This window comes from Bacillus sp. 0102A, assembly GCF_036765155.1.
GTDB classification, from domain to species: domain Bacteria; phylum Bacillota; class Bacilli; order Bacillales; family Bacillaceae; genus Bacillus; species Bacillus subtilis_G.
Genome location: NZ_JBAIZW010000007.1, coordinates 1 through 24,108, shown reverse-complemented (window position 1 = coordinate 24,108; position 24,108 = coordinate 1). Strand labels below are relative to the sequence as shown.

The window sequence follows — 24,108 nt, the reverse complement described above, 5'->3', positions numbered from 1 at the left end:
GCATTTTCAGCCTGTTAATCCCTTTGATTATGCTTTTTTCAAACCTACTAAACAGTCAAAAAGCGTACTTCCCATTCCATTATCGGAATTTGTATCGTTTGTCAGTGTATTGACTGAGCCTCCAAAAGCCGCCCACATGCCCTCATCTATATTAACCGTCTTCGGATGAGCCTGCTTCATCACCTTCACCTTGCCCTTCAAGCGCCCGCGGTCATTAAAGATACTGACCTCGTCTCCGTCCTGAAGATTCTGCTCCACCGCTATATCTTGAGAAATATCAACTTGAATATGCTGAAGCTTTTCAATAAACGGCACATGCTGAGAGTGATTAGAGCGTTGCGGATGAATAGACAAAAGCGTGTAGGGATACTTTTCGGCTAACGCTTCATTATGGAAAACAGATTCTTCGGGTACGTTTAATTGAAGCAAACCGCTAAATCCTTTTTCCTCAGCTAACGACGAAGTAAATTCAAATTTTCCGCTCGGCGTCAAAAACTGATAATCCTCCCACGGAACCTGCTTGACCGGAAGAGGGAGGTGGCCTTTTTCTTTCAATCGCTTAAGCGTCACATTCTCTGCTTCCAATGAAGAAAGCCCCATCTCTAAAAATTCTTGAGTGCTGTAGTCAAACAGCTCGCCAAATCCAAGGCGTTTTGCAAGCTCTGACCAAATCCAGCTGTCCGACTTTGCTTCTCCCTGCGGTTCCACAAGCTTCTTCCCGTACTGAACGTAATGATGATACATGCTGGAGTAGTAGATATCCTCTTCTTCAAAAACAGTGGCAGTCGGCAGCACATAATCACACAGCTTTGCCGTATCCGTCATGATAGAATCAATCGCCACCGTCATCGGCACGTTTTCAAATGCTTGTCTTACTTTATTGGTATTTGGCACCTGAGTCAGCGGATTTCCGCACGTCACAATGATCATCTCAATAGCTGGATCAGCAGCAGTCAACACCTCTTCAGCCTGCGTCATCATGGAAAACGAACGTGATGCTGTTTTTAATTCCTGCAGGGTCAGCTTCGTTTTTGCAAAGCTCTCACCGATCTGAACGTTCCCGAAATTCGCGCCGCCGCCTTTAATTCCGACATTTCCGCTTGCTGCAACGAGTGCATCAATCCAGCGAATCGTTTCACCGCCGTTTTTATATCGCTGCATGCCGAGCCCCATAAAGGTAGACACCGGGCCATCAGCATACAAACCGGCCAGATAATTCAGCTCCTCCATAGAAGTTTCTGTTTTCACAATAAACTCTTCTAAAGAAACGGTGTTCAAAAGCTCTTTCACATCATCAAAGCCGGCAGAATGATCAGAGATAAACGTCTCGTCCGTTCTTCCTGTCTCAATCAGAACCTTTAAAATGCCTGCCGCAAGCCAGCCGTCCATTCCCGGTTTGACAGAGATATACCGGTCTGCAAGCTTGGCAGTCGGGTTGAAGATCGGGTCAATCACCGTAATCGTGGCGCCCTTTTTCTTCACCTGCTGCAAGTGATGGTATAAGTGCATATTTGTTCTGGATACATTTCTCCCCCACACAACAACATGTTTGCTGTTGTAAATATCAAGCGGGCCGTGCCCATACGAACGGCCGAAATCCCAGCTTTGCGCCTCGATACCTGAGCCCCAACATATGCTGCCGACGATTTCAGTCACGCCGCCATATCCATTAAAAAAACGCTGATCTAGCGCTTTTAACAAACCGTTATTCGCATAATCATGGCTGTGCAAAACAGCAGTTGTCTCCGACGTTTCCTTGATCTCCCAGAGTTTATCGGCAATTTCATCAAGCGCCTGCTCCCAAGAAATCCGTACAAACTCGCCATTTTGTTTTTTCATCGGATAGCGAAGCCGATCAGGCGAATTTGTTTTTGTCTCAAGCATTCTGCCGCGGCCGCAGATTTTGCCTTCCGTAATCGGATGATTCGAATCTCCGTCCACTTTTGTTACCTTTCCCTCATCAACAGTCACCAAAAAGCCGCAGCTGTCCCAGCAATTCAGCGGACAAGCTGACTGATGCACTTTGCTCATCGCCGTCTTCTCCTTACCTTCTATATGAAAAAGCATGAGTGCAGGCCTTTTTATGAAGTAGGCTCCTCATGCTTGACTAGTACTTTTTTTAGTTTTCTTTCAAATTCTCTTCTAGGAATCATTACACTGTGAGAGCAACCCTCACACTTAATTCGAATATCCATTCCCATGCGTATAATTTTCCAGCTGTTCACTCCGCATGGATGCGGTTTTTTCATTTCTACGACATCATTCAGGCCAAAGTCTTTATCCGCCAAGACCCTTCACCTCTTTTCATAAACTGCTGTATCTATTGTACAAAAAAATTGATCATAAGAGCAATCAAGATATCCGAAAAGAAATACATCCTTTTATTTCCATTTACTCAAAATAGGATATAACAGAAGACAAACTAACAAGTACAAATTCAGCAATCCGTATATCGGATACAAGAACGCGATCAAATCAGAAAATCCGAAAGAAGTAAAAGGCACCATCAACGCTAACAGAATCAACACAATCACCCATCTCGGCATATGAACAAACGCCATCAGCCGGCTGGACAGCCCCAGCAAACCAGCTACCGTCGTCGTATAAATCGCCAGACACAGAACCGCCGTCATACATAAAAAAAGGAGATAAGGCGCACCCTCCAAAACGGCAAACAACGGTATTTCAAACTGAGAAAGGGAGCCCGCCAGCTCCACTAACGTTTCATTATAAATAAATGAGATCACACCAAAAATAAGACCGCTTGCCACACTGGCGATTTTCGCTTCTCCGAGTCCTTTCATTTCTTTCCCGACGGAAGATAAAATCGCAACCACTGAAAGGATGTTCAAAGAGGTAAACGTAATGCTCGCAGGCCAGTTATACTGCCGGGTCAAATCAATCGTCCACGTATGGTGGTGAGTGTTCTGAAAGGAGATCAGCGCATACAGCAGACCCGCAACTAAAACAGGTATTAAAACACCATTTACTGATAATATCCCTTTCACATCCCAGAAAAACAAACACACAGTCACGATACAAATCAGCGCAATTCCCCACCAGAAAGGAAGCTTGTACATTTGCAGGGTCACACCGCCTCCGGCAATCATCACCATAGTCGTCGAAAATAAATAAAAAACAATGAGGACATCATAAATTTTCGCCAGCCATGGTCCCATCAGATGCTCCAGAACCGGCAGAAAATGAGTGGATTGAACCTTAAAACTAATTTTCATCACAATATAAGACGAGAACATGAACATGATTGTAAACAGCACAATAGCAAGTCCGCTTTCCACTCCAAAAAACTGCCATATCTCCTGACCGCTCGCATATCCGGCCCCGATCAGGCTACTTAATATGAGTAACATCCACTTCATCCCAGCTCTCCACAACATCATCACCTCATAGCACAGAGTTCAGCTTGTTCCCGCTATTGTTACTATATAAATCACAGAGAGCAAACATGCCATATTTTCATAGACATTGGCCGCAAGGTGAAATTATCATACGAAATACACATAAAAACTATCAGTGCAGACAGTCCGAGATGTTTAAGAAATGACCTCATTCTTCACTTTTTCTAACTATGCCGCCGATTGAAGAACGGATGAAAATCACTTCTGATACCGGAACCTTTGACTTCGCCGGCATTAAAACACAATCAGTATAGACATCTATTCTCAATTGTTTTGTAAGCAGACCCTAGCTTGGTCATGATCGAAGCATTGGGGCACAACACTTGTAATCAACCTACTAACCACTCATATTGCGCCCTCTATTGATAAAAAATATCCGGCTCCATACACGAAGCATAAAAGGCCCTGCTGCTGGATATACTGTAAACAACCTTACATATCTAAACACACACCACAGCTATTTTGCTACCTACTATAACAAGGAAGTGAAACCTATGAATCGAAAAGGCGGGCTTTTTTCCTCTCAGGAACGAGTAAAGCATTATGTTTCACATACGGATGCAGCTGCAGCAAAACAAATCCAAACCATCCTTTCTTCATCCTTACGTAAAGCTGCCGGCAGACCGATTATCGTGGTTTGTATCGGAACAGACCGTTCAACCGGTGATTCATTAGGCCCGCTCGTAGGAATGAAACTCAAACAGATGCAGCTCACTAGATTTCATGTCTATGGCACTTTATCTGACCCCGTTCATGCTGTAAATATGAAGGATAAAATCAATGACATTCAAAAAATACATAAAAACCCGTTTATTATAGCGGTCGATGCATGCTTAGGACGCGTTAAAAGTGTGGGATCGTTTCAAATCGGAGACGGGCCATTAAAGCCGGGAGCTGGTGTGCAAAAAGACCTTCCTGAAGTGGGAGATCTTCATATTAACGGAATTGTGAATGTGAGTGGTTTTATGGAATACTTTGTTTTACAAAATACAAGGCTGCACTTGGTCATGAATATGGCAAGTGTTCTTGCTGAAGGATTGAGTTTAACAGATCGGACAGAGTGGAGGCAGGAACGCCTTAGCCCGCTTCAAAGGATCACTGGGCGAATATAAAACAAAAAACCATCTTCGTTTGAAAGATGGTTTCTGTAATATTTATGAATCTCGTTCAGACAAAAGCTCTAAAATCCGGTCAAGATCTTCATTAGAGAAAAATTCGATTTCGATTTTGCCTTTTTTCTTTTGCCGTTTAATATTAACCGTTGTTCCAAAATAATTTTGGAGGTAGGATTCTCGTTCTTTTAGAACCATGTCTTTCACAGGTTCTTTTTTCTTTGTTTCACGTGAAACATTCTGATTTAACTGCTGAATCAGCTGTTCAAGCTGGCGAACATTGAGGTGTTCCGCAATCACTTTTTGTACAAGCGGTTCAAGCTTATTTTTGTTTTTCAGGCCAAGAAGCGTGCGTCCATGTCCCATTGAAAGCGTACCTTCGGCAATAAGCTGCTGAATGTTTTCTGGCAGGGTCAGCAATCTTAAATGATTCGCAATATGCGGTCTGCTTTTCCCAAGACGTTTGGCAAGCTGTTCTTGTGTGAGGTCTAAGTGTTTCAGCAAAGAGTCATAGGCCTGAGCCTCTTCAAGCGGCGATAAATCTTCACGCTGAAGGTTTTCCAATAAAGCAATTTCTCTCATTAATGCCTCTGATAATTCACGGACAATCGCCGGAACCGTGTCTAAACCCGCCAGCTTTGCCGCTCGAAAACGCCGTTCGCCCGCAACAATATCATAGCCTTTTAAAGATTTTCTGACGATAAGCGGCTGTAGAATGCCATGCTGCAGCACAGATTCTTTTAGTTCAGCTAATGCCTCGTCATCAAAGTGTTTTCTTGGCTGATAAGGATTAGGGCGTAAATCAGCAACTTTAATTTCTTCAACTGTCTCATCAGACAAATCGACCTGATTAAACAACGCATTAATCCCTTTTCCAAGGCCTTTAGCCATTCGCAGCCACTTCCTTTGCTAAATCTAAATATACTTCTGCGCCTCTTGACCGCGGATCGTATAAAATGATGGGTTTTCCGTGACTCGGTGCCTCACTCAGACGGACATTACGCGGAATAACCGTCTTATATACTTTATCTCTAAAATACTTTTTAACTTCTTCAATCACTTGAATGCCGAGATTTGTCCGGGCATCAAGCATTGTCAGCAATACACCTTCAATCATTAAATCGGTATTCAAATGCTTTTGCACAAGACGTACAGTATTTAATAACTGGCTGAGCCCCTCCAAAGCGTAATATTCGCACTGTACAGGAATCACAACGGAATCTGAGGCAGTAAGCGCGTTAATCGTCAGCAGCCCCAATGACGGCGGACAATCAATAATAATATAATCATAATTCTGCTTTACTGCTTCAAGCGCCCTCTTCAGTCTCACTTCTCTTGAAATCGTCGGAACCAGCTCTATTTCAGCTCCTGCAAGCTGAATCGTCGCAGGAATCACGTCCAAGTTCTCTACTGTCGTTGCTTTAATTATATCTATTACATCTGCATCATCTACTAAAATATCGTACACACACTGCTCTACATCGGCTTTTTCAATCCCTAATCCGCTTGTCGCATTTCCCTGCGGATCAATATCTACCAGCAGAACCCTTTTCCCTATGTAAGCTAAGCATGCCCCAAGGTTGACAGACGTCGTTGTTTTGCCGACTCCGCCTTTTTGGTTCGTAATTGCTATGATTTTTCCCACGATGTCACCTACTTTCACATGAACATGTACTATCTTATTTCTATTCTATCAAAAAAAGATTAAAGCGTTTCATTTTTTTCATCATTTTGTTTCGATTCAGAAGGGAAATAATTGAAAATTTAAAGAACAGCTAATACTTTCTCTTATAAATTCTGCGATTTCTATGTTTTTTTGACTTAAAAAAGGGATTTCTCAAAGAAAAAAAGAAGAAGTTACCGTGCAGAATGTACAGGACGGTGAGAATATGGTTTACAAAACAAAGAGAGATGTACCCGTTACGCTGATGATTGCTTTTCTCATATTACTGATACAAGCAGATGCCATTGTTCCTTTTGTGCTGGGAAATATGAGGGTTTCAGGCTGGATCATTTTTACTCTGCTGACGCTTTTAAATGTGCTCATCATTTGGAGCTTTATTGATCTGAAATATGTATTAAAGGAGCATGATTTGATCATTAAAGCCGGACTGATTAAACATCAAATTCCTTACGAAAAAATCGACAAAGTGGTTGAGAAAAAGAAGCTGTGGTCAGGTTTTCGTCTAATCGGCTCTCGTCATACCATCACGATATATTATCTGGGCGGCTGGGGGCACGCAGTGATTTCTCCGCAAGATACTGAAGAATTTATCCTCATGCTCAAAGAAAAAAATTCTAATATAACAATATTGACTAAAAGTAATTAATTCCCTTTTACAATAAAAATAAAAGCTCTCCTGCTTTTCAGGAGAGCTTTTATTTTGGTATGCGAATCGTTAATTGAATATATTCTTCAAATTCTTCTTCTTCTGTATTCAATTTTACACCGCTGTCTTCAACCATTGTTAGTGACTGGCGAATCGTGTTCATTGCAATTCTTGTATCTCTACTGAACGCTTTGCGTCTCGGCTTCGGTTTTCTCTGGCCTTGCTCCAGCATTTTCACCACGCGGTCTTCCGTCTGCTTTACATTTAAACTTTTCTCAATAATCTCTGTGAGCAGTGTGACTTGGAGCTCAGGCTGTTTCAGCGGAATCAGCGCTCTGGCATGCCGCTCAGTGATTTTCTTCTCCATAATCGCGTCTTGGACCGGATGAGGCAGCTTTAATAACCGCAGCTTGTTCGCAATTGTTGACTGCCCTTTTCCTAAACGCTGCGCGAGTGCTTCCTGTGTTAAGTCATGCAGTTCAAGAAGCCGAGCATAGGCATGCGCTTCCTCAATAGAAGACAGTTCTTCCCGCTGCAAGTTTTCAATTAACGCCACAGAAGCGGTTTCCGTGTCAGAAAAATCCTTAATAATAGCCGGAATCTTTTCCCACTCGAGCGATTGTACCGCTCTCCAGCGTCTTTCACCTGCAATGAGTTCGTATTGGCCTTCTTCTTCTGTATGCCTGACAACAATCGGCTGAATAATGCCGTGTGTATGAATGGTCATTGCTAACTCTTTGATTTTTTCATCTGAGAAAATGGTGCGTGGCTGAAAACGGTTGGGAACGATAGCATTTACCGGTATTTCCAGAATCTCTTCTTTGTTTGTCTCTTGTTCAGCAATCTCCGGTTCCTGTTCCTTCTCACCAAGCCCGAAGAAACGAGAGAATGAATGCTTCATGTACCTACACCACCTTTAAAAACTGCCATTTTTATAATTCTATTTTCTCATGGTTTTTCCTGCTGTACATCCATCAATTTTGATGAAAATATGATGGTATTGTCACATCAGGCTGTCTAAATTACCCTTCGATTGGCGATTTATTAGGAGTTCCCGGTTTTCTTGGATACTTCTTAGGTGTATTTTTTGTCTTTCGTATCACCATAATATTACGATCGCTTTCTTCAATAGGCAGCTTAAAGGAATGGGTATTCTCAAGTTCTCCTCCAAGCGTCGTGATCGCTTTTTTGCCAGCATTCAGTTCTTCTTCAGCTGATGCGGCTTTTAAAGCAACAAATAAACCGTTTTTCTTCACCAGAGGCAGGCAAAGTTCGCTCAAAACAGATAGTCTTGCAACTGCTCGCGCCGTCACAATATCATAGCTTTCCCGTACGTCTTTCCGATGTCCGAATGTTTCAGCTCTGTCATGGCAGAATGTCGTATTCTCCAATTGCAAAGCTTCAGACAACTTTTCTAAAAACGTAATCCGTTTGTTTAGTGAATCCACGATTGTGACATGGAGGTGCGGAAAGCATATTTTAATCGGAAGACTCGGAAAACCCGCTCCCGCTCCGACATCACAAATCGTGTTCATCTGATTGAAGTCGACATAAAAAGCGGCTGTAATAGAATCATAAAAATGCTTAAGATACACTTCTTTTTTCTCTGTAATTGAAGTCAGATTGATTTTTTCGTTCCATTCAACCAGCATGTCATAATACAGATCAAATTGCTCCAGCTGACGGGGAGAAAGGGAGATCCCTTTTTCCGCCAAACCAGAAGTGAATTCTTCAATATTCATGCCGTCATCCTTTCTATTCGGCTATCTTCGCAATGCGTCCCTGCTCTAAATACACCAATAGAATTGAAATGTCTGCCGGGTTTACACCGGAAATGCGGGAAGCTTGGGCAACAGACAAAGGACGCACATTTTTTAGTTTTTGACGCGCCTCAGTCGCGATCCCTTTGATTGCGTCATAATCAATTCGATCTGGAATTTTTTTGTTTTCCATCTTCTTCAGTTTTTCCACTTGCTGAAGGGATTTTTCAATATATCCTTCATATTTCACTTGGATTTCTACTTGTTCTGCCACGTCTTGCGGAACCGGCACTTCTGGCGGCGCCAGTTTAGTGACTGTTTCATAGTTCATTTCAGGACGTTTCATCAAGTCTGTGCCGCGAACTCCATCTTTCAATTCGCTTCCGCCAAGAGAACGGATATATTCTTGATTTTCCGGAGATGGCTTGATAATCACAGAGTGAAGACGTTTTTTCTCCGCTTCGATCGCCGCTTTTTTCTTCCCAAAAGCTGCATATCGCTCATCAGAAATCAATCCAATGCGGTGTCCGACTTCTGTCAGACGCAAATCAGCATTGTCATGGCGAAGAAGCAATCTGTATTCTGCACGTGATGTCAAAAGACGGTATGGTTCATTGGTTCCTTTTGTCACAAGGTCATCAATCAGAACCCCAATGTAGGCATCAGAACGGCTTAAAATCACTTCTTCTTCTCCAAGCGCTTTTCGTCCTGCATTGATTCCCGCCATAATTCCTTGTCCCGCAGCTTCTTCATAACCGGATGTTCCGTTAATTTGACCTGCCGTGTAAAGGTTTGTGATTTTTTTCGTTTCAAGTGTCGGCCACAGCTGTGTCGGTACGATCGCATCGTACTCGATCGCATAGCCGGCTCTCATCATTTGCACGTTTTCAAGACCCGGAATCGTTGCAAGCATTCTTTGCTGTACATCTTCTGGAAGACTTGTAGATAAACCTTGGACATAGACTTCCTGCGTATTTCTGCCTTCCGGCTCAAGGAAGATTTGGTGACGCGGTTTATCATTAAAACGGACAACTTTATCTTCAATGGACGGGCAGTATCTAGGACCCGTCCCTTTGATCATACCGGAATACATCGGTGAACGGTGCAGGTTGCCGTCAATAATCTCATGTGTCTCAGGGCTTGTATATGTCAGCCAGCAAGGAAGCTGATCTGTAATATATTCCACTGTTTCATATGAGAAAGCGCGAGGCACATCGTCACCAGGCTGAATTTCCGTTTTGCTGTAATCAATCGTGTCGCTTTTGACGCGAGGCGGCGTGCCTGTTTTAAAACGAACAAGGTCAAAGCCCAGTTCCTCCAAATGCTCAGAAAGCTTGATAGAAGGCTGCTGGTTATTCGGACCGCTTGAGTAAGACAGATCTCCAAGAATGATTCGTCCTCTTAAATATGTCCCTGTCGTCATGACAACTGCTTTCGCACGATAATGCGCGCCTGTTTGTGTAATGACACCGCGGCATTCGCCGTCTTCAACGATCAGCCGCTCCACAATTCCTTGCAGCATTGTTAAGTTAGGTTCTTTTTCAAGTGTATTTTTCATTTCGTGCTGATATTGGAATTTGTCTGCTTGTGCACGCAATGCGCGGACGGCAGGACCTTTTCCAGTATTCAGCATTCTCATTTGAATATGCGTTTTATCGATGTTTCTGCCCATTTCTCCGCCGAGCGCGTCAATTTCGCGGACGACAATCCCTTTTGCGGGGCCGCCGACAGACGGATTACATGGCATAAATGCAACCATATCTAGGTTGATGGTCAAGACAAGTGTTTTGGCGCCTTGGCGTGCTGATGCGAGGGCAGCCTCAACACCGGCATGCCCGGCGCCAATCACAATCACATCGTATTGGCCTGCTTCATACCCCATGATTCGGTTCCTCCTTTTATTATTTTCCTAAACAGAACTGTGAAAAGAGCTGATCAATCAAGCTTTCGTGGACAGCATCTCCGATGATTTCGCCCAACAGCTCCCAGCATCTTGTAAGGTCAATTTGCACCATGTCGATCGGGACATCCTGTTCGATGCCGCTAAGCGCATCTTCAATGGCACGTTTTGCTTGCTGTAAAATGGAGATATGGCGTGTATTGCTGACATACGTCAGATCTCCGCTTTCAATGGCACCCGTGTAGAAAAGCGATTGAATCGCTTCTTCTAAATCATTGATGCCTTCCTCTTTTAATAGAGATGTCGTAACAACAGGACGTCCTTTGGCAAGCTCACGGACACGCTCAATGTCAATCTTCGCCTCAAGGTCAGTCTTATTCATAATCACGATAACATCCATGCCCTCAACCGCTTCAAAAAGCTTTACGTCTTCTTCAGAAAGCTCTTCACTATAATTAAGCACAAGTAAAATCAGGTCCGCTTCCTTTAGAACCTGGCGAGAACGTTCAACACCGATTCGTTCAACAATATCCTCTGTTTCACGAATACCTGCAGTATCAACCAGACGAAGCGGAACGCCCCTTACATTAACGTATTCCTCAATCACATCCCGAGTCGTTCCGGGAATATCGGTTACAATGGCTTTCGCCTCATGAACGAGGCTGTTCAGAAGAGATGATTTCCCTACATTCGGCCGTCCGATAATGACAGTAGAAAGACCTTCACGCAAGATTTTTCCCTGCTCAGAAGTCCTCAGCAGCGCCTCAATTTCTTTTTTCACGGCGGTTGCCTTTTCAACTAAAAGCTGATGTGTCATTTCCTCAACATCATCATACTCCGGATAATCGATATTCACCTCAACATGAGCCAGTGTTTCTAAAATCTCACTGCGCAAACGGCGCACCAAAGCAGAAAGACGCCCTTCCATTTGATTCATAGCGACATTCATTGCCCGATCCGTTTTCGCTCTGATTAAGTCCATAACCGCTTCAGCCTGTGAAAGATCGATTCGGCCGTTTAAAAACGCGCGTTTCGTAAATTCACCCGGCTCTGCCAGTCTCGCTCCCTCTCTCAATGCGAGCTGAAGCACTTGGTTTACAGTCACAATTCCCCCGTGACAGTTGATTTCGATGACGTCTTCACGTGTAAAAGTTCTCGGCGCTTTTAACACTGATACCATTACTTCCTCAACGACACGATCCGAAGGTCTGTCTACGATATGACCATAATGAATCGTATGTGATTCAACCGAGCTGAGTGTTTTCCCCTTCGGCCCTTTATACATTTTATCAGCGATTTGAATTGCTTCTGGTCCGCTCAACCGTACAATCGCAATCGCGCCTTCTCCCATCGGAGTGGAAATTGCCGCAATTGTATCCATGCTGTTCACCTCTCTTTACTTATACTTTCATCTATATAAAAAAATTTTATTATGCCAAAACTAAAAGATAACATAGTTTGGTTCGAAGTGGAAGATCTGTTATCCACAGAATTAGGTATTCACCCTCTATTACTTTAACTTATCCACATGTGAATAACAATTAATTTTATTTCCTGAACTTCCTTTTTATCAACAGGATACACCTAAAAAGAAAAAACTTAAACGGCAAAAGCTTGATATTACTAGGAAAAATAGCTTTTTTCCATATAAAAAAACCGAAATCCGCTTTTTACCGGACTTCGGTTTTATGCTATTTTTTATGGGAAATAACGAGATGGCGATTTTCGCCTTCACCCATTGAATGCGTTTTGATCTGGTGATTTGCATATCCAGAAAGAGTATCATGGATGACTTTTCTTTCACTGGACGGCATAGGTTCAAGATGAACTGCTTTTTTCGTTTTCAATACCTGATCTGCAAGCCTGTTGGCCAGCTGACTCAGAGTTTCTTTTCTTTTCAAGCGATAGTTTTCAGCATCCACCGTCACATGTTTAAATGGGCCTGAATAACGATTAATAACAAGCTGTGTCAAAGTTTCAAGGGCATTTAAGGTTTGTCCTCTTTTCCCAATCAACAGTGCCGCTTTTTCACCTGTTATATGGAAACTCACTGTCTTTTTGTTTTCTTGAACAGTCACATCAGACTTCCCGGCAATGGCTTCGGCAATTGTTTGTAGATAAGACTTCGCTTGCTGAATCGGGTCAATCTTTTCAACAAGCTTTACGACCGCCGGCTTTTTACCGAAAATACCGAGAAACCCTTTGTTTCCCTCATCAATAACAGTAATTTCCACCTTATCCATTGGTAATTCCAGCTCTTGCAACCCAGACTGTACTGCTTCATCGACATTTCGCCCTGCAGCAGTCACATTCCTCACTTTTTCTTTCCTCCGGCTTTTTGCGGCTCAGGATCTTTTTTAATATCAGGTCCTTTGATAAGGAAAGTTTGCGCAATCATAAACAAGTTACCGACTACCCAATAAAGAGAAAGAGCCGCCGGGAAATTGATTGCAAATACGATAATCATGATCGGCATAATCCAAAGCATCATCGCCATTTGCGGATTTTGCTGCGCATTCCCCGCCATCATAAGCTTTTGCTGAACAAATGTAGCGACCCCGGCAACGATAGGAAGAATATAGTAAGGATCTTTTTCTCCTAAGTCAAACCATAGGAAACTATGCTCTGATATCGCCTGTGTTCTCATGATCGCATGATAGAATCCAATTAAAATCGGCATCTGGATTAAAATCGGGAAACATCCCGCCAACGGATTGACACCGTTCTTTTGGAATAAAGCCATTGTTTCCTGCTGAAGCTTTTGCTGCGTTTTTTGATCCTTTGAACTGTATTTTTCTTTAAGCTTTTGCATTTCCGGCTGTAAAGCCTGCATCGCTTTCGAACTTCTCAGCTGCTTAATCATCAGCGGCAAAATTAATAAACGAATCAAAATGGTAACAAGAATAATTGAAAGCCCATAGTTATCTCCCGTCACTTTCGCTACATACGTAATGAGCTCAGACAATGGATATACTACGTACTTGTCCCAAAAATGCGGACTATCTGCAGTGATCGGCTCTTGCACACTCGAGCATCCAGCCAAAAGCATGAATACGCCAACCATACTTAATAGCAACCCTATTCTCCTTTTCAAGAACATTTCCTCCTATAATCAATCTTTACGCTCTTTTATTGCAAAGCATACTTGTATGTATTTTAGCATCTTTCAGTTTTAAATGGTGTCTTTTTCTGATAACCAGAAAGGAAGCGCTTTTAAAAGTTGTAAGAAAGCAGTGGCAATGCCTACTTTGACGAAGATCTCTTATATAAAGAAGACTTCCTGAATAGATGCTGCAGACTTTTTTTTGTTTCCTCATATGTCAGCTGGCTCGCCGGTTTTCTGGCAATAATGATGTAATCCTTTTCCTTCAGTCTCTCTTTCTCTTCAAGAAAGGCCTGCCGAATCAAACGTTTGATCCGATTTCGCATCACAGCGTTGCCAATTTTTTTGCTGACGGAAAGCCCGACACGCAGCTCATCGTTTTCAGGCTGATCAAGCGTATATAAGACAAATTGGCGGTTCGCTACTGATGTCCCATGCTTAAACACTTTTTGAAAATCTTCATTTTTCTTTAAACGATTTCGCTTCTTCAAATGACTCACTCCGATACTGGCTGGCAGAAACTTTTAAAATTTATGATGAAAAATGAGATGCATCAGAACCAGGAAGCAAGCCCCGGTTCATTCCGCATCACATCTATCTTTTCCCATAACGTGAAAAAAGACCACTGACATTATTCAGTGGCCTAAGCTGATAATACTTTTCTGCCTTTACGGCGACGGCGTGCTAAAACTAGACGACCGTTTTTTGAACTCATACGGCTTCTGAAGCCATGAACTTTACTGCGTTTACGGTTATTCGGTTGGAATGTTCTTTTCATTTATGACACCTCCCTCGAGGAATAGCTGTTAAAGACAGTCTTACTTATTATATTTGCGTTACCTGTTCATTGTCAACTTCACTAGTGCTTTTGTTTCTCGCAACCATAATAGGATAACATACCTTTTCAACTTTCGAAACCTTATTTTTAAGATTCCTTAAATTAACGAAAAAAGACAACCTAACAATTTGCCCTAAAATCACGAGTGTGGATATCTTTTACGCCTTTTTTAATATCCACAGAGGTTATCGACAACATTTTCACAGTACCAACGTCTGTGGACAATTTTTTTTCAACAGGCTGTCCGCTTTGTGGATAAGATTGTGAGACCCATTGCAAGCTCTCGTTTATTTTGGTATTATATTTGTGTTTTAACTCTTAATTACTAATCTCACCTTCCCTTTTTATCCACAAAGTGTGGATAAGTTGTGGATTGATTTCACACAGCTTGTGTAGAACCTTGTCCACAAGTTGTGAAATTTGTCGAAAAGCTATTTATCTACTATATTATATGTTTTCAACATTTAATGTGTACGAATGGCAAGTGCCATTTGCTCTTTTTTTGTGTTCTATAACAGAGGGAGACGCTATTTTCAATGAAAAGGAGGGACGTGCCGGAAGATGGAAAATATATTAGATCTGTGGAATCAAGCTCTTGCTCAAATCGAAAAAAAGTTGAGCAAACCGAGCTTTGAAACTTGGATGAAATCAACCAAAGCCCACTCACTGCAGGGAGATACATTGACAATCACCGCTCCTAATGAATTTGCCAGAGACTGGCTCGAGTCCAGATACTTGCATCTTATTGCAGATACTATATATGAATTAACAGGGGAAGAATTGAGCATTAAGTTTGTCATTCCTCAAAATCAAGATGTTGAAGACTTTATGCCGAAACCGCAAGTCAAAAAAGCGGTCAAAGAAGAAACATCTGATTTTCCCCAAAATATGCTCAATCCAAAATATACTTTTGATACTTTTGTCATCGGATCTGGAAACCGATTTGCACACGCTGCTTCTCTCGCAGTAGCGGAAGCACCCGCGAAAGCATACAACCCTTTATTTATCTATGGGGGCGTCGGCTTAGGGAAAACACACTTAATGCATGCGATCGGCCATTATGTAATAGATCATAATCCTTCTGCCAAAGTGGTTTATCTGTCTTCTGAGAAATTTACAAACGAATTCATCAACTCTATCCGAGATAATAAAGCCGTCGATTTCCGCAATCGCTATCGAAATGTCGATGTGCTTTTGATAGATGATATTCAATTTTTAGCGGGAAAAGAACAGACTCAGGAAGAATTTTTCCATACATTTAACACATTGCACGAAGAAAGCAAACAAATCGTCATTTCAAGTGACAGACCGCCAAAAGAAATTCCGACACTTGAAGACAGATTACGTTCTCGTTTTGAATGGGGCCTGATTACGGATATCACGCCGCCTGATTTGGAGACGAGAATTGCGATTTTAAGAAAAAAAGCCAAAGCAGAAGGCCTCGATATTCCGAATGAGGTTATGCTTTACATCGCAAATCAAATCGACAGCAATATTCGGGAACTTGAAGGAGCATTAATCAGAGTTGTTGCTTACTCATCTTTAATTAATAAAGATATTAATGCTGATCTGGCCGCTGAGGCGCTGAAAGATATTATTCCTTCTTCAAAACCGAAAGTCATTACGATAAAAGAAATTCAGAGGGTAGTAGGCCAGCAATTTAATATTAAACTCGAGGATTTCAAAGCAAAAAAACGGACAAAATCAGTTGCTTTCCCGCGCCAAATTGCCATGTACTTATCAAGGGAAATGACTGATTCCTCTCTTCCTAAAATCGGGGAAGAATTTGGAGGCCGTGACCATACGACCGTTATTCATGCTCATGAAAAAATTTCAAAACTGCTGACAGATGATGAACAGCTTCAGCAGCATGTAAAAGAAATTAAAGAACAGCTTAAATAGCAGACCGGGGATTAATCGGGGAAAGTGTGAATAACTTTTCAGTAGTCATGCACAGTCTGTCCACATGTGGATAGGCTGTGTTTCCTGTCTTTTTCACAACTTATCCACAAATCCACAAGCCCTACTATTACTGCTACTATTTTTTTAAAAAATATATATAAATACATTATCCGTTAGGAGGATAAAAATGAAATTCACGATTCAAAAAGATCGTCTCGTTGAAAGTGTCCAAGATGTATTAAAAGCCGTTTCATCCAGAACTACAATTCCCATCTTGACTGGTATTAAAATCGTTGCATCAGATGATGGAGTATCCTTTACAGGAAGCGATTCAGATATTTCTATCGAATCCTTTATTCCAAAAGAAGAAGGAGATAAAGAAATTGTCACGATAGAACAGCCTGGAAGCATCGTCTTACAAGCCCGCTTCTTTAGTGAAATTGTCAAAAAACTGCCGATGGCAATGGTGGAAATCGAAGTGCAAAATCAGTATTTGACAATTATCCGTTCTGGCAAAGCAGAATTTAATCTAAACGGGCTTGACGCTGATGAATATCCGCACTTGCCGCAGATCGAAGAGCATCATGCGATTCAGATCCCAACTGATTTGTTAAAAAATCTGATTAGACAAACAGTGTTCGCGGTGTCCACCTCAGAAACACGCCCTATCTTGACAGGTGTAAACTGGAACGTGGAAAAAAGTGAATTATTATGCACTGCGACGGATAGCCACCGTCTGGCATTAAGAAAAGCGAAACTTGATATTCCAGAAGACAGAGCTTATAACGTCGTTATCCCGGGAAAAAGCTTAACTGAACTCAGTAAGATTTTGGATGACAATCAGGAACTTGTAGATATCGTGATCACAGAAACTCAAGTTCTGTTTAAAGCGAAAAACGTCTTGTTCTTCTCGCGGCTTCTGGACGGAAATTACCCGGACACAACCAGCCTGATTCCGCAGGAAAGCAAAACAGAAATCATTGTGAACACGAAAGAATTCCTTCAGGCGATTGATCGTGCATCCCTTCTAGCCAGAGAGGGGCGCAACAACGTAGTGAAACTTTCTGCAAAACCTGCTGAATCCATTGAGATTTCCTCTAACTCACCTGAAATCGGTAAAGTTGTGGAAGCGATTCTTGCAGATCAAATTGATGGTGAGGAATTAAATATCTCATTTAGTCCAAAATATATGTTGGATGCACTTAAGGTGCTTGAAGGAGCAGAGATACGCGTAAGCTTTACAGGTGCAATGAGGCCTTTCCTAATTCGCACGCCGAATGATGAAACGATTGTACAGCTTATCCTTCCTGTCAGAACCTATTAATCCGATACACGCTGCCGACCCGTTCGGCAGCTTTTCTATTCGGTATCTGCTCCGACAAGTTTTCCCTTTCCCTAATTCGTTTTTTTTTAGTACAATTAGATATTAGTGATATTTGAAAGAGGTCGATATAATGGCAAATCCGATTTCAATTGATACAGAGATGATTACACTTGGACAATTCTTGAAATTAGCCGATGTCATTCAGTCAGGCGGTATGGCGAAGTGGTTTTTGAGCGAGCATGAAGTGCTGGTGAACAACGAACCGGACAACCGCCGAGGCAGAAAGCTGTATGTTGGAGATGTGGTAGAGATTGAAGGATTTGGTTCTTTTCAAGTCGTCAATTAAAGCGGGTGATACTGATTGTATATCCAGAACTTAGAACTGACATCTTACCGCAACTACGACCATGCTGAACTCCAATTTGAAAACAAAGTAAATGTCATCATCGGAGAAAACGCCCAGGGGAAAACAAACCTCATGGAGGCGATCTATGTCTTGTCCATGGCGAAATCGCATCGGACATCAAATGACAAAGAACTTATACGGTGGGACAAAGACTATGCTAAAATAGAGGGAAGAGTGATGAAGCAAAACGGAGCGATCCCGATGCAGCTCGTCATCTCCAAAAAGGGTAAAAAGGGCAAGGTCAACCATATTGAACAGCAAAAGCTCAGCCAGTATGTCGGGGCCCTCAACACCATCATGTTCGCGCCGGAAGATTTAAATCTGGTAAAGGGAAGCCCTCAAGTGAGAAGGCGGTTTCTTGACATGGAAATTGGACAGGTTTCTCCTGTCTACCTGCATGATCTTTCTCTTTACCAGAAAATCCTTTCCCAGCGAAATCATTTTTTGAAGCAGCTGCAAACAAGAAAACAAACTGACAGAACGATGCTCGATGTTTTGACCGATCAGCTTGTAGAAGTTGCGTCAAAAGTCGTTGTAAAACGCCTGCAGTTTACAGCGCAGCTTGAAAAATGGGCGCAGCCTATTCATACGGGCATCTCAAGAGGGCTTGAGGAGCTGACCCTGAAGTACCATACGACTCTTGAGGTATCAGATCCTAAAGACTTGTCGAAAATAGGAGATAGCTATCAAGAAGCGTTTTCTAAATTAAGAGAAAAAGAAATTGAGCGCGGTGTTACGCTGTCAGGTCCTCATCGTGACGATGTTCTTTTCTATGTGAACGGACGCGATGTGCAGACGTATGGTTCTCAAGGACAGCAGCGAACGACGGCATTGTCCCTTAAACTGGCGGAGATTGACCTGATCCATGAGGAAATCGGAGAATATCCCATTTTACTATTGGATGATGTATTGAGTGAGCTGGATGATTATCGCCAGTCACACTTGCTTCATACGATCCAAGGCCGTGTACAAACGTTTGTCACAACGACAAGCGTTGATGGCATTGATCACGAAACCTTACGTCAAGCAGGAATGTTCCGTGTGCAGAACGGTGCGTTAGTGAAGTGAAGAAATGAGGTGGGCAATTGTATATTCATTTAGGTGATGACTTTGTGGTTTCAACACGAGATATTGTCGGCATTTTTGATTTTAAAGCCAACATGTCGCCTATTGTTGAAGAATTTCTGAAAAAACAGAAACACAAGGTGGTGCCTTCCGTAAACGGCACGCCAAAATCTATCGTAGTCACGGTTCAGAATATATATTACTCTCCCTTATCTTCCAGCACATTAAAAAAACGTGCGCAATTTATGTTTGAAATAGATTCTTAGAAGTTTTTTATCACGAATATATCGTTTAGAAAAGTGTAGGTGAATGACGTGGCTATGGAACAGCAGCAAAACAGTTATGATGAAAATCAGATACAGGTTCTGGAGGGATTGGAAGCTGTTCGTAAAAGACCGGGGATGTATATCGGTTCAACAAACAGCAAAGGCCTTCACCATCTGGTATGGGAAATTGTCGACAATAGTATTGACGAAGCCCTCGCCGGTTATTGTACGGATATCAATATCCAAATCGAAAAAGACAACAGCATCACGGTGGTAGATAATGGCCGCGGTATTCCAGTCGGTATTCATGAAAAAATGGGCCGGCCTGCGGTAGAGGTCATTATGACGGTGCTTCATGCCGGAGGGAAATTTGACGGAAGCGGTTATAAAGTATCCGGAGGATTGCACGGTGTAGGTGCGTCAGTCGTAAACGCGCTTTCAACCGAGCTTGTTGTGACGGTACACCGTGACGGAAAAATCCACCGTCAAACCTATAAACGCGGAGTTCCGGTTTCAGACCTTGAAATCATTGGCGAAACAGATCATTCAGGAACGACGACACATTTTGTCCCGGATCCTGAGATTTTCACAGAAACAACTGTGTATGATTATGATTTGCTTGCTAACCGTGTGCGCGAATTAGCCTTTTTGACAAAAGGCGTAAACATCACGATTGAAGATAAACGTGAAGGACAAGAGCGCAAAAATGAGTACCATTACGAAGGCGGAATTAAAAGTTATGTAGAGTATTTAAACCGTTCTAAAGAAGTTGTCCATGAAGAGCCGATTTACATTGAAGGCGAAAAGGACGGCATTACGGTTGAAGTGGCTTTGCAATATAATGACAGCTACACAAGCAACATTTACTCGTTTACAAATAACATTAACACGTATGAAGGCGGGACCCACGAAGCAGGCTTCAAAACGGGTCTGACTCGTGTAATCAATGATTACGCCAGAAAAAAAGGGCTCATTAAAGAAAATGATCCGAACTTAAGCGGTGACGACGTAAGAGAAGGGCTAACCGCGATTATTTCCATCAAACACCCTGATCCGCAGTTTGAAGGCCAAACGAAAACAAAACTAGGCAACTCGGAAGCGCGGACGATCACTGATACGTTATTTTCTGCGGCATTGGAAACATTTATGCTGGAAAATCCAGATGCGGCCAAAAAAATTGTCGACAAAGGTTTGATGGCGGCAAGAGCAAGAATGGCTGCGAAAAAAGCGCGTGAATTAACACGCCGCAAGAGTGCTTTGGAAATTTCAAACCTTCCCGGTAAGCTAGCGGACTGCTCATCAAAAGATCCGAGTATTTCCGAGTTATATATCGTAGAGGGTGACTCTGCCGGAGGATCAGCTAAACAAGGCCGCGACAGACATTTCCAAGCCATTTTGCCGCTTAGAGGTAAAATCTTAAACGTTGAAAAAGCAAGATTGGACAAAATCCTTTCCAACAACGAAGTTCGTTCTATGATCACAGCACTTGGAACAGGTATAGGGGAAGATTTCAACTTGGGGAAAGCCCGTTACCACAAAGTTGTCATTATGACTGATGCTGACGTTGATGGCGCGCACATCAGAACACTGCTGTTAACGTTCTTTTACAGATATATGCGCCAAATTATTGAAAATGGCTACGTGTATATTGCGCAGCCGCCGCTCTACAAGGTTCAACAGGGAAAACGTGTTGAATATGCATATAATGACAAAGAACTTGATGATCTGTTGAAAACTCTTCCTCAAACGCCTAAGCCTGGATTGCAGCGTTATAAAGGTCTTGGAGAAATGAATGCGACCCAGCTATGGGAGACTACTATGGATCCGAGCTCCAGAACACTTCTTCAGGTAACTCTTGAAGATGCAATGGATGCCGATGAGACATTTGAAATGCTAATGGGCGACAAAGTAGAACCGCGCCGAAACTTCATAGAAGCGAATGCGAGATACGTTAAAAATCTTGACATCTAATCATAAAAAGCCTTATTTCCAATAAGAAATAAGGCTTTTTTCTGAACGAGATCAGATGCAGTAATGCTTGCAATACCTATATATTCTAGCAATTTAATGTGTATAATCATAAGTTTATTGATATAATGGAGAATAGTGAAATCGTATTGAAGATCATAATGGACAATCTACTCCCACATATTTCATGTGATACTTCAGGGAGGTTTTTTAATGAGTGAACAAAACACACCACAAGTTCGTGAAATAAATATCAGTCAGGAAATGCGTACGTCCTTCTTGGATTATGCAATGAGCGTTATCGTGTCCCGTGCTCTTCCAGATGTCCGTGACGGTTTAAAACCGGTTCATAGACGGATTTTGTATGCAATGAACGATCTGGGCATGACAAGTGACAAGGCTTATAAAAAATCCGCGCGTATCGTCGGAGAAGTTATCGGGAAATACCACCCGCATGGTGATTCAGCGGTATATGAATCCATGGTCAGAATGGCGCAGGATTTCAACTATCGTTATATGCTCGTTGACGGTCACGGAAACTTCGGTTCTGTTGACGGGGACTCAGCGGCTGCCATGCGTTATACGGAAGCAAGAATGTCTAAAATCTCGATGGAAATTCTTCGAGACATCACAAAAGACACAATCGATTATCAGGACAACTATGACGGGTCAGAAAGAGAACCTGTCGTTATGCCTTCAAGGTTCCCGAATCTGCTTGTAAACGGCGCTGCCGGAATTGCGGTAGGTATGGCAACAAACATTCCTCCGCACCAGTTGGGAGAAGTCATTGACGGTGTGCTTGCTGTCAGTGAAAATCCTGAAATCGCAGTACAGGAGCTTATGGAGATTATTCCTGGTCCTGACTTCCCGACTGCGGGGCAAATTTTGGGCCGAAGCGGTATTCGGAAAGCATACGAATCAGGACGAGGCTCGATTACGATCCGGGCAAAAGCGGAGATCGAACAAACATCGTCAGGAAAAGAAAGAATTGTCGTAACAGAACTTCCATACCAAGTAAATAAAGCAAAACTAATCGAAAAAATCGCTGATCTTGTCAGAGATAAGAAGATAGAAGGTATTACCGATCTACGTGATGAATCTGATCGCACAGGTATGAGAATCGTCATCGAAATCAGAAGAGATGCCAACGCGCATGTCATTCTAAATAATCTATATAAGCAAACAGCTTTGCAAACTTCTTTTGGTATCAATCTGCTTGCGCTTGTTGACGGACAGCCAAAAGTTTTAAATTTAAAGCAATGCTTGGAGTATTACCTAGATCACCAAAAAGTCGTAATCAGACGCCGTACTGCTTATGAATTGCGTAAAGCGGAGGCAAGAGCACATATCTTGGAAGGATTGAGAATTGCTCTTGATCATCTTGATGCAGTTATTTCCCTTATCCGTAATTCTCAAACGGCTGAAATTGCGAGAACAGGATTAATTGAACAATTCTCGCTGACTGAAAAACAAGCCCAAGCTATTCTTGATATGAGACTGCAGCGTTTAACAGGATTGGAACGTGAAAAGATTGAAGAGGAGTACCGATCCCTTGTTAAATTAATTGCAGAGCTGAAAGAAATCTTGGCCAATGAAGAAAAAGTGCTTGAGATCATTCGGGAAGAACTCATAGAAATTAAAGAGCGTTTTAACGATGAAAGACGCACTGAGATCGTCACTGCCGGTCTTGAAACAATTGAAGATGAAGATCTCATCGAAAGAGAAAACATCGTTGTCACCCTGACACACAACGGATATATCAAACGTCTGCCTGCCTCAACCTACCGCAGTCAAAAGCGCGGCGGAAAAGGCGTTCAGGGCATGGGGACAAACGAAGATGATTTCGTTGAACATCTGATCTCTACATCAACGCATGACACGATTCTCTTCTTCTCGAACAAGGGGAAAGTGTATCGTGCAAAAGGATACGAAATTCCTGAATACGGCAGAACAGCAAAAGGAATCCCGATTATTAACCTGTTGGAAGTAGAAAAGGGTGAATGGATTAACGCGATTATTCCAGTCTCTGAATTTAACGCGGAACTTTACCTTTTCTTCACAACAAAGCACGGGGTTTCAAAACGAACTTCGCTTTCTCAGTTCGCTAATATCCGAAACAATGGCTTAATCGCTCTGAGTCTTCGTGAGGATGATGAATTGATGGGTGTACGTCTAACTGACGGCACAAAACAAATGGTCATCGGAACGAAAAATGGATTGCTGATTCGTTTCCCTGAAACGGATGTTCGGGAAATGGGAAGAACTGCGGCAGGCGTAAAAGGCATCACCTTGACCGATGACGACGTTGTTGTCGGCATGGAGATATTAGAGGAAGAATCACATGTCCTTATCGTAACTGAAAAAGGTTACGGAAAACGAACTCCGGCTGAAGAGTACAGAACCCAAAGCCGTGGCGGAAAAGGACTCAAAACAGCGAAAATCACCGAGAACAACGGCCAATTAGTAACAGTAAAAGCTACTAAAGGTGAAGAGGATCTAATGATTATTACAGCCAGCGGCGTACTCATTAGAATGGACATCGATGATATCTCAACCACCGGACGTGTCACTCAAGGTGTGCGCCTCATCAGAATGGCGGAAGAAGAGCATGTTGCTACAGTAGCATTGGTGGAGAAAAATGAAGAAGATGATCAAGATGATCAAGAAGAAACACAAGAAGAAGTGTGAGAAAAAGCGCAGCTGAAAAAGCTGTGC

Annotated in this window: 22 protein-coding genes; 9 read left to right on the top strand and 13 right to left on the bottom strand. The window is 42.5% G+C overall.

Annotated features, from left to right (window positions below; translation table 11 throughout):
- Nucleotides 1-27: 27 nt before the first annotated feature.
- The 3 genes from V6D41_RS15795 to V6D41_RS15785 form a co-directional block, all read right to left on the bottom strand.
- Nucleotides 28-2,031 (bottom strand): molybdopterin-dependent oxidoreductase, encoded by a 2,004-nt coding sequence (locus tag V6D41_RS15795; protein WP_333518849.1) that lies wholly within the window; start codon nucleotides 2,029-2,031, stop codon nucleotides 28-30.
- A gap of 50 nt (nucleotides 2,032-2,081) precedes the next feature.
- The gene (locus tag V6D41_RS15790; protein ID WP_087993753.1) at nucleotides 2,082-2,288 is read right to left on the bottom strand and encodes a DUF951 domain-containing protein; all 207 of its coding nucleotides are present in this window, start codon (nucleotides 2,286-2,288) and stop codon (nucleotides 2,082-2,084) included.
- 93 nt (nucleotides 2,289-2,381) lie between these two features.
- Entirely contained in the window at nucleotides 2,382-3,398 is a 1,017-nt protein-coding gene (locus V6D41_RS15785; RefSeq protein WP_333518848.1) for a YkvI family membrane protein, read from the bottom strand.
- 515 nt (nucleotides 3,399-3,913) lie between these two features.
- Here V6D41_RS15785 and yyaC point away from each other — a divergent pair.
- Nucleotides 3,914-4,531, top strand: a complete 618-nt coding sequence (yyaC, locus tag V6D41_RS15780) for a spore protease YyaC (RefSeq protein ID WP_148963137.1) — start codon at nucleotides 3,914-3,916, stop codon at nucleotides 4,529-4,531.
- 42 nt (nucleotides 4,532-4,573) lie between these two features.
- On the opposite strand, the gene spo0J is transcribed toward yyaC, so the two are convergent.
- Both spo0J and soj read right to left on the bottom strand, forming a co-directional pair.
- Entirely contained in the window at nucleotides 4,574-5,422 is an 849-nt protein-coding gene (spo0J, locus tag V6D41_RS15775; RefSeq protein WP_333518847.1) for a stage 0 sporulation protein Spo0J, read from the bottom strand.
- Complete coding sequence (gene soj, locus V6D41_RS15770; protein WP_003219244.1) at nucleotides 5,415-6,176, bottom strand: sporulation initiation inhibitor protein Soj; 762 nt, start codon at nucleotides 6,174-6,176, stop codon at nucleotides 5,415-5,417. The genes spo0J and soj overlap by 8 nt, the downstream gene beginning before the upstream one ends.
- A 244-nt stretch (nucleotides 6,177-6,420) precedes the next feature.
- Here soj and V6D41_RS15765 point away from each other — a divergent pair, with 244 nt between their 5' ends.
- Complete coding sequence (locus V6D41_RS15765) at nucleotides 6,421-6,861, top strand: PH domain-containing protein (protein WP_333519050.1); 441 nt, start codon at nucleotides 6,421-6,423, stop codon at nucleotides 6,859-6,861.
- A gap of 49 nt (nucleotides 6,862-6,910) precedes the next feature.
- Here V6D41_RS15765 and noc read toward each other — a convergent pair whose 3' ends face one another.
- From noc to rpmH, 8 genes are all read right to left on the bottom strand, one after another.
- Nucleotides 6,911-7,762 (bottom strand): nucleoid occlusion protein, encoded by an 852-nt coding sequence (noc, locus tag V6D41_RS15760; protein ID WP_333518846.1) that lies wholly within the window; start codon nucleotides 7,760-7,762, stop codon nucleotides 6,911-6,913.
- A gap of 121 nt (nucleotides 7,763-7,883) precedes the next feature.
- Complete coding sequence (gene rsmG / locus V6D41_RS15755) at nucleotides 7,884-8,603, bottom strand: 16S rRNA (guanine(527)-N(7))-methyltransferase RsmG (RefSeq protein WP_333518845.1); 720 nt, start codon at nucleotides 8,601-8,603, stop codon at nucleotides 7,884-7,886.
- A gap of 13 nt (nucleotides 8,604-8,616) precedes the next feature.
- Complete coding sequence (mnmG, locus tag V6D41_RS15750) at nucleotides 8,617-10,503, bottom strand: tRNA uridine-5-carboxymethylaminomethyl(34) synthesis enzyme MnmG (RefSeq protein WP_333518844.1); 1,887 nt, start codon at nucleotides 10,501-10,503, stop codon at nucleotides 8,617-8,619.
- Nucleotides 10,504-10,522: 19 nt separating this feature from the next.
- Nucleotides 10,523-11,902, bottom strand: coding sequence for a tRNA uridine-5-carboxymethylaminomethyl(34) synthesis GTPase MnmE (gene mnmE / locus V6D41_RS15745; protein ID WP_148963131.1), 1,380 nt, complete (start codon nucleotides 11,900-11,902; stop codon nucleotides 10,523-10,525).
- A 310-nt stretch (nucleotides 11,903-12,212) separates the two neighbouring features.
- Entirely contained in the window at nucleotides 12,213-12,839 is a 627-nt protein-coding gene (gene jag, locus V6D41_RS15740; protein ID WP_333518843.1) for an RNA-binding cell elongation regulator Jag/EloR, read from the bottom strand.
- Entirely contained in the window at nucleotides 12,836-13,621 is a 786-nt protein-coding gene (gene spoIIIJ, locus V6D41_RS15735) for a YidC family membrane integrase SpoIIIJ (RefSeq protein WP_087993744.1), read from the bottom strand. The genes jag and spoIIIJ overlap by 4 nt, the downstream gene beginning before the upstream one ends.
- 143 nt (nucleotides 13,622-13,764) lie before the next feature.
- Nucleotides 13,765-14,115 carry a ribonuclease P protein component gene (gene rnpA, locus V6D41_RS15730; protein WP_333518842.1) on the bottom strand — a complete coding sequence of 117 codons (351 nt, stop codon included), beginning with the start codon at nucleotides 14,113-14,115 and terminating at the stop codon, nucleotides 13,765-13,767.
- A 152-nt stretch (nucleotides 14,116-14,267) separates the two neighbouring features.
- Complete coding sequence (rpmH, locus tag V6D41_RS15725) at nucleotides 14,268-14,402, bottom strand: 50S ribosomal protein L34 (RefSeq protein ID WP_003178075.1); 135 nt, start codon at nucleotides 14,400-14,402, stop codon at nucleotides 14,268-14,270.
- A gap of 621 nt (nucleotides 14,403-15,023) precedes the next feature.
- Here rpmH and dnaA point away from each other — a divergent pair.
- The 7 genes from dnaA to gyrA all read left to right on the top strand — a co-directional run bounded on the left by dnaA (nucleotide 15,024) and on the right by gyrA (nucleotide 24,081).
- The gene (dnaA, locus tag V6D41_RS15720; RefSeq protein ID WP_039074864.1) at nucleotides 15,024-16,364 is read left to right on the top strand and encodes a chromosomal replication initiator protein DnaA; all 1,341 of its coding nucleotides are present in this window, start codon (nucleotides 15,024-15,026) and stop codon (nucleotides 16,362-16,364) included.
- Nucleotides 16,365-16,551: 187 nt separating this feature from the next.
- Nucleotides 16,552-17,688, top strand: coding sequence for a DNA polymerase III subunit beta (gene dnaN / locus V6D41_RS15715; protein ID WP_333518841.1), 1,137 nt, complete (start codon nucleotides 16,552-16,554; stop codon nucleotides 17,686-17,688).
- 130 nt (nucleotides 17,689-17,818) lie between these two features.
- Nucleotides 17,819-18,034: a ribosome maturation protein RlbA gene (gene rlbA / locus V6D41_RS15710; RefSeq protein ID WP_003219264.1), complete on the top strand. Its 216-nt coding sequence runs from the start codon at nucleotides 17,819-17,821 to the stop codon at nucleotides 18,032-18,034.
- 15 nt (nucleotides 18,035-18,049) lie between these two features.
- Nucleotides 18,050-19,162: a DNA replication/repair protein RecF gene (gene recF / locus V6D41_RS15705; protein WP_333518840.1), complete on the top strand. Its 1,113-nt coding sequence runs from the start codon at nucleotides 18,050-18,052 to the stop codon at nucleotides 19,160-19,162.
- A gap of 17 nt (nucleotides 19,163-19,179) precedes the next feature.
- Nucleotides 19,180-19,425 carry an extracellular matrix regulator RemB gene (gene remB / locus V6D41_RS15700; protein ID WP_003219266.1) on the top strand — a complete coding sequence of 82 codons (246 nt, stop codon included), beginning with the start codon at nucleotides 19,180-19,182 and terminating at the stop codon, nucleotides 19,423-19,425.
- A gap of 54 nt (nucleotides 19,426-19,479) precedes the next feature.
- The gene (gene gyrB / locus V6D41_RS15695) at nucleotides 19,480-21,396 is read left to right on the top strand and encodes a DNA topoisomerase (ATP-hydrolyzing) subunit B (protein ID WP_148963437.1); all 1,917 of its coding nucleotides are present in this window, start codon (nucleotides 19,480-19,482) and stop codon (nucleotides 21,394-21,396) included.
- Between the two features lie 210 nt (nucleotides 21,397-21,606).
- Nucleotides 21,607-24,081, top strand: a complete 2,475-nt coding sequence (gene gyrA / locus V6D41_RS15690) for a DNA topoisomerase (ATP-hydrolyzing) subunit A (protein WP_333518839.1) — start codon at nucleotides 21,607-21,609, stop codon at nucleotides 24,079-24,081.
- Nucleotides 24,082-24,108 lie beyond the last annotated feature (27 nt).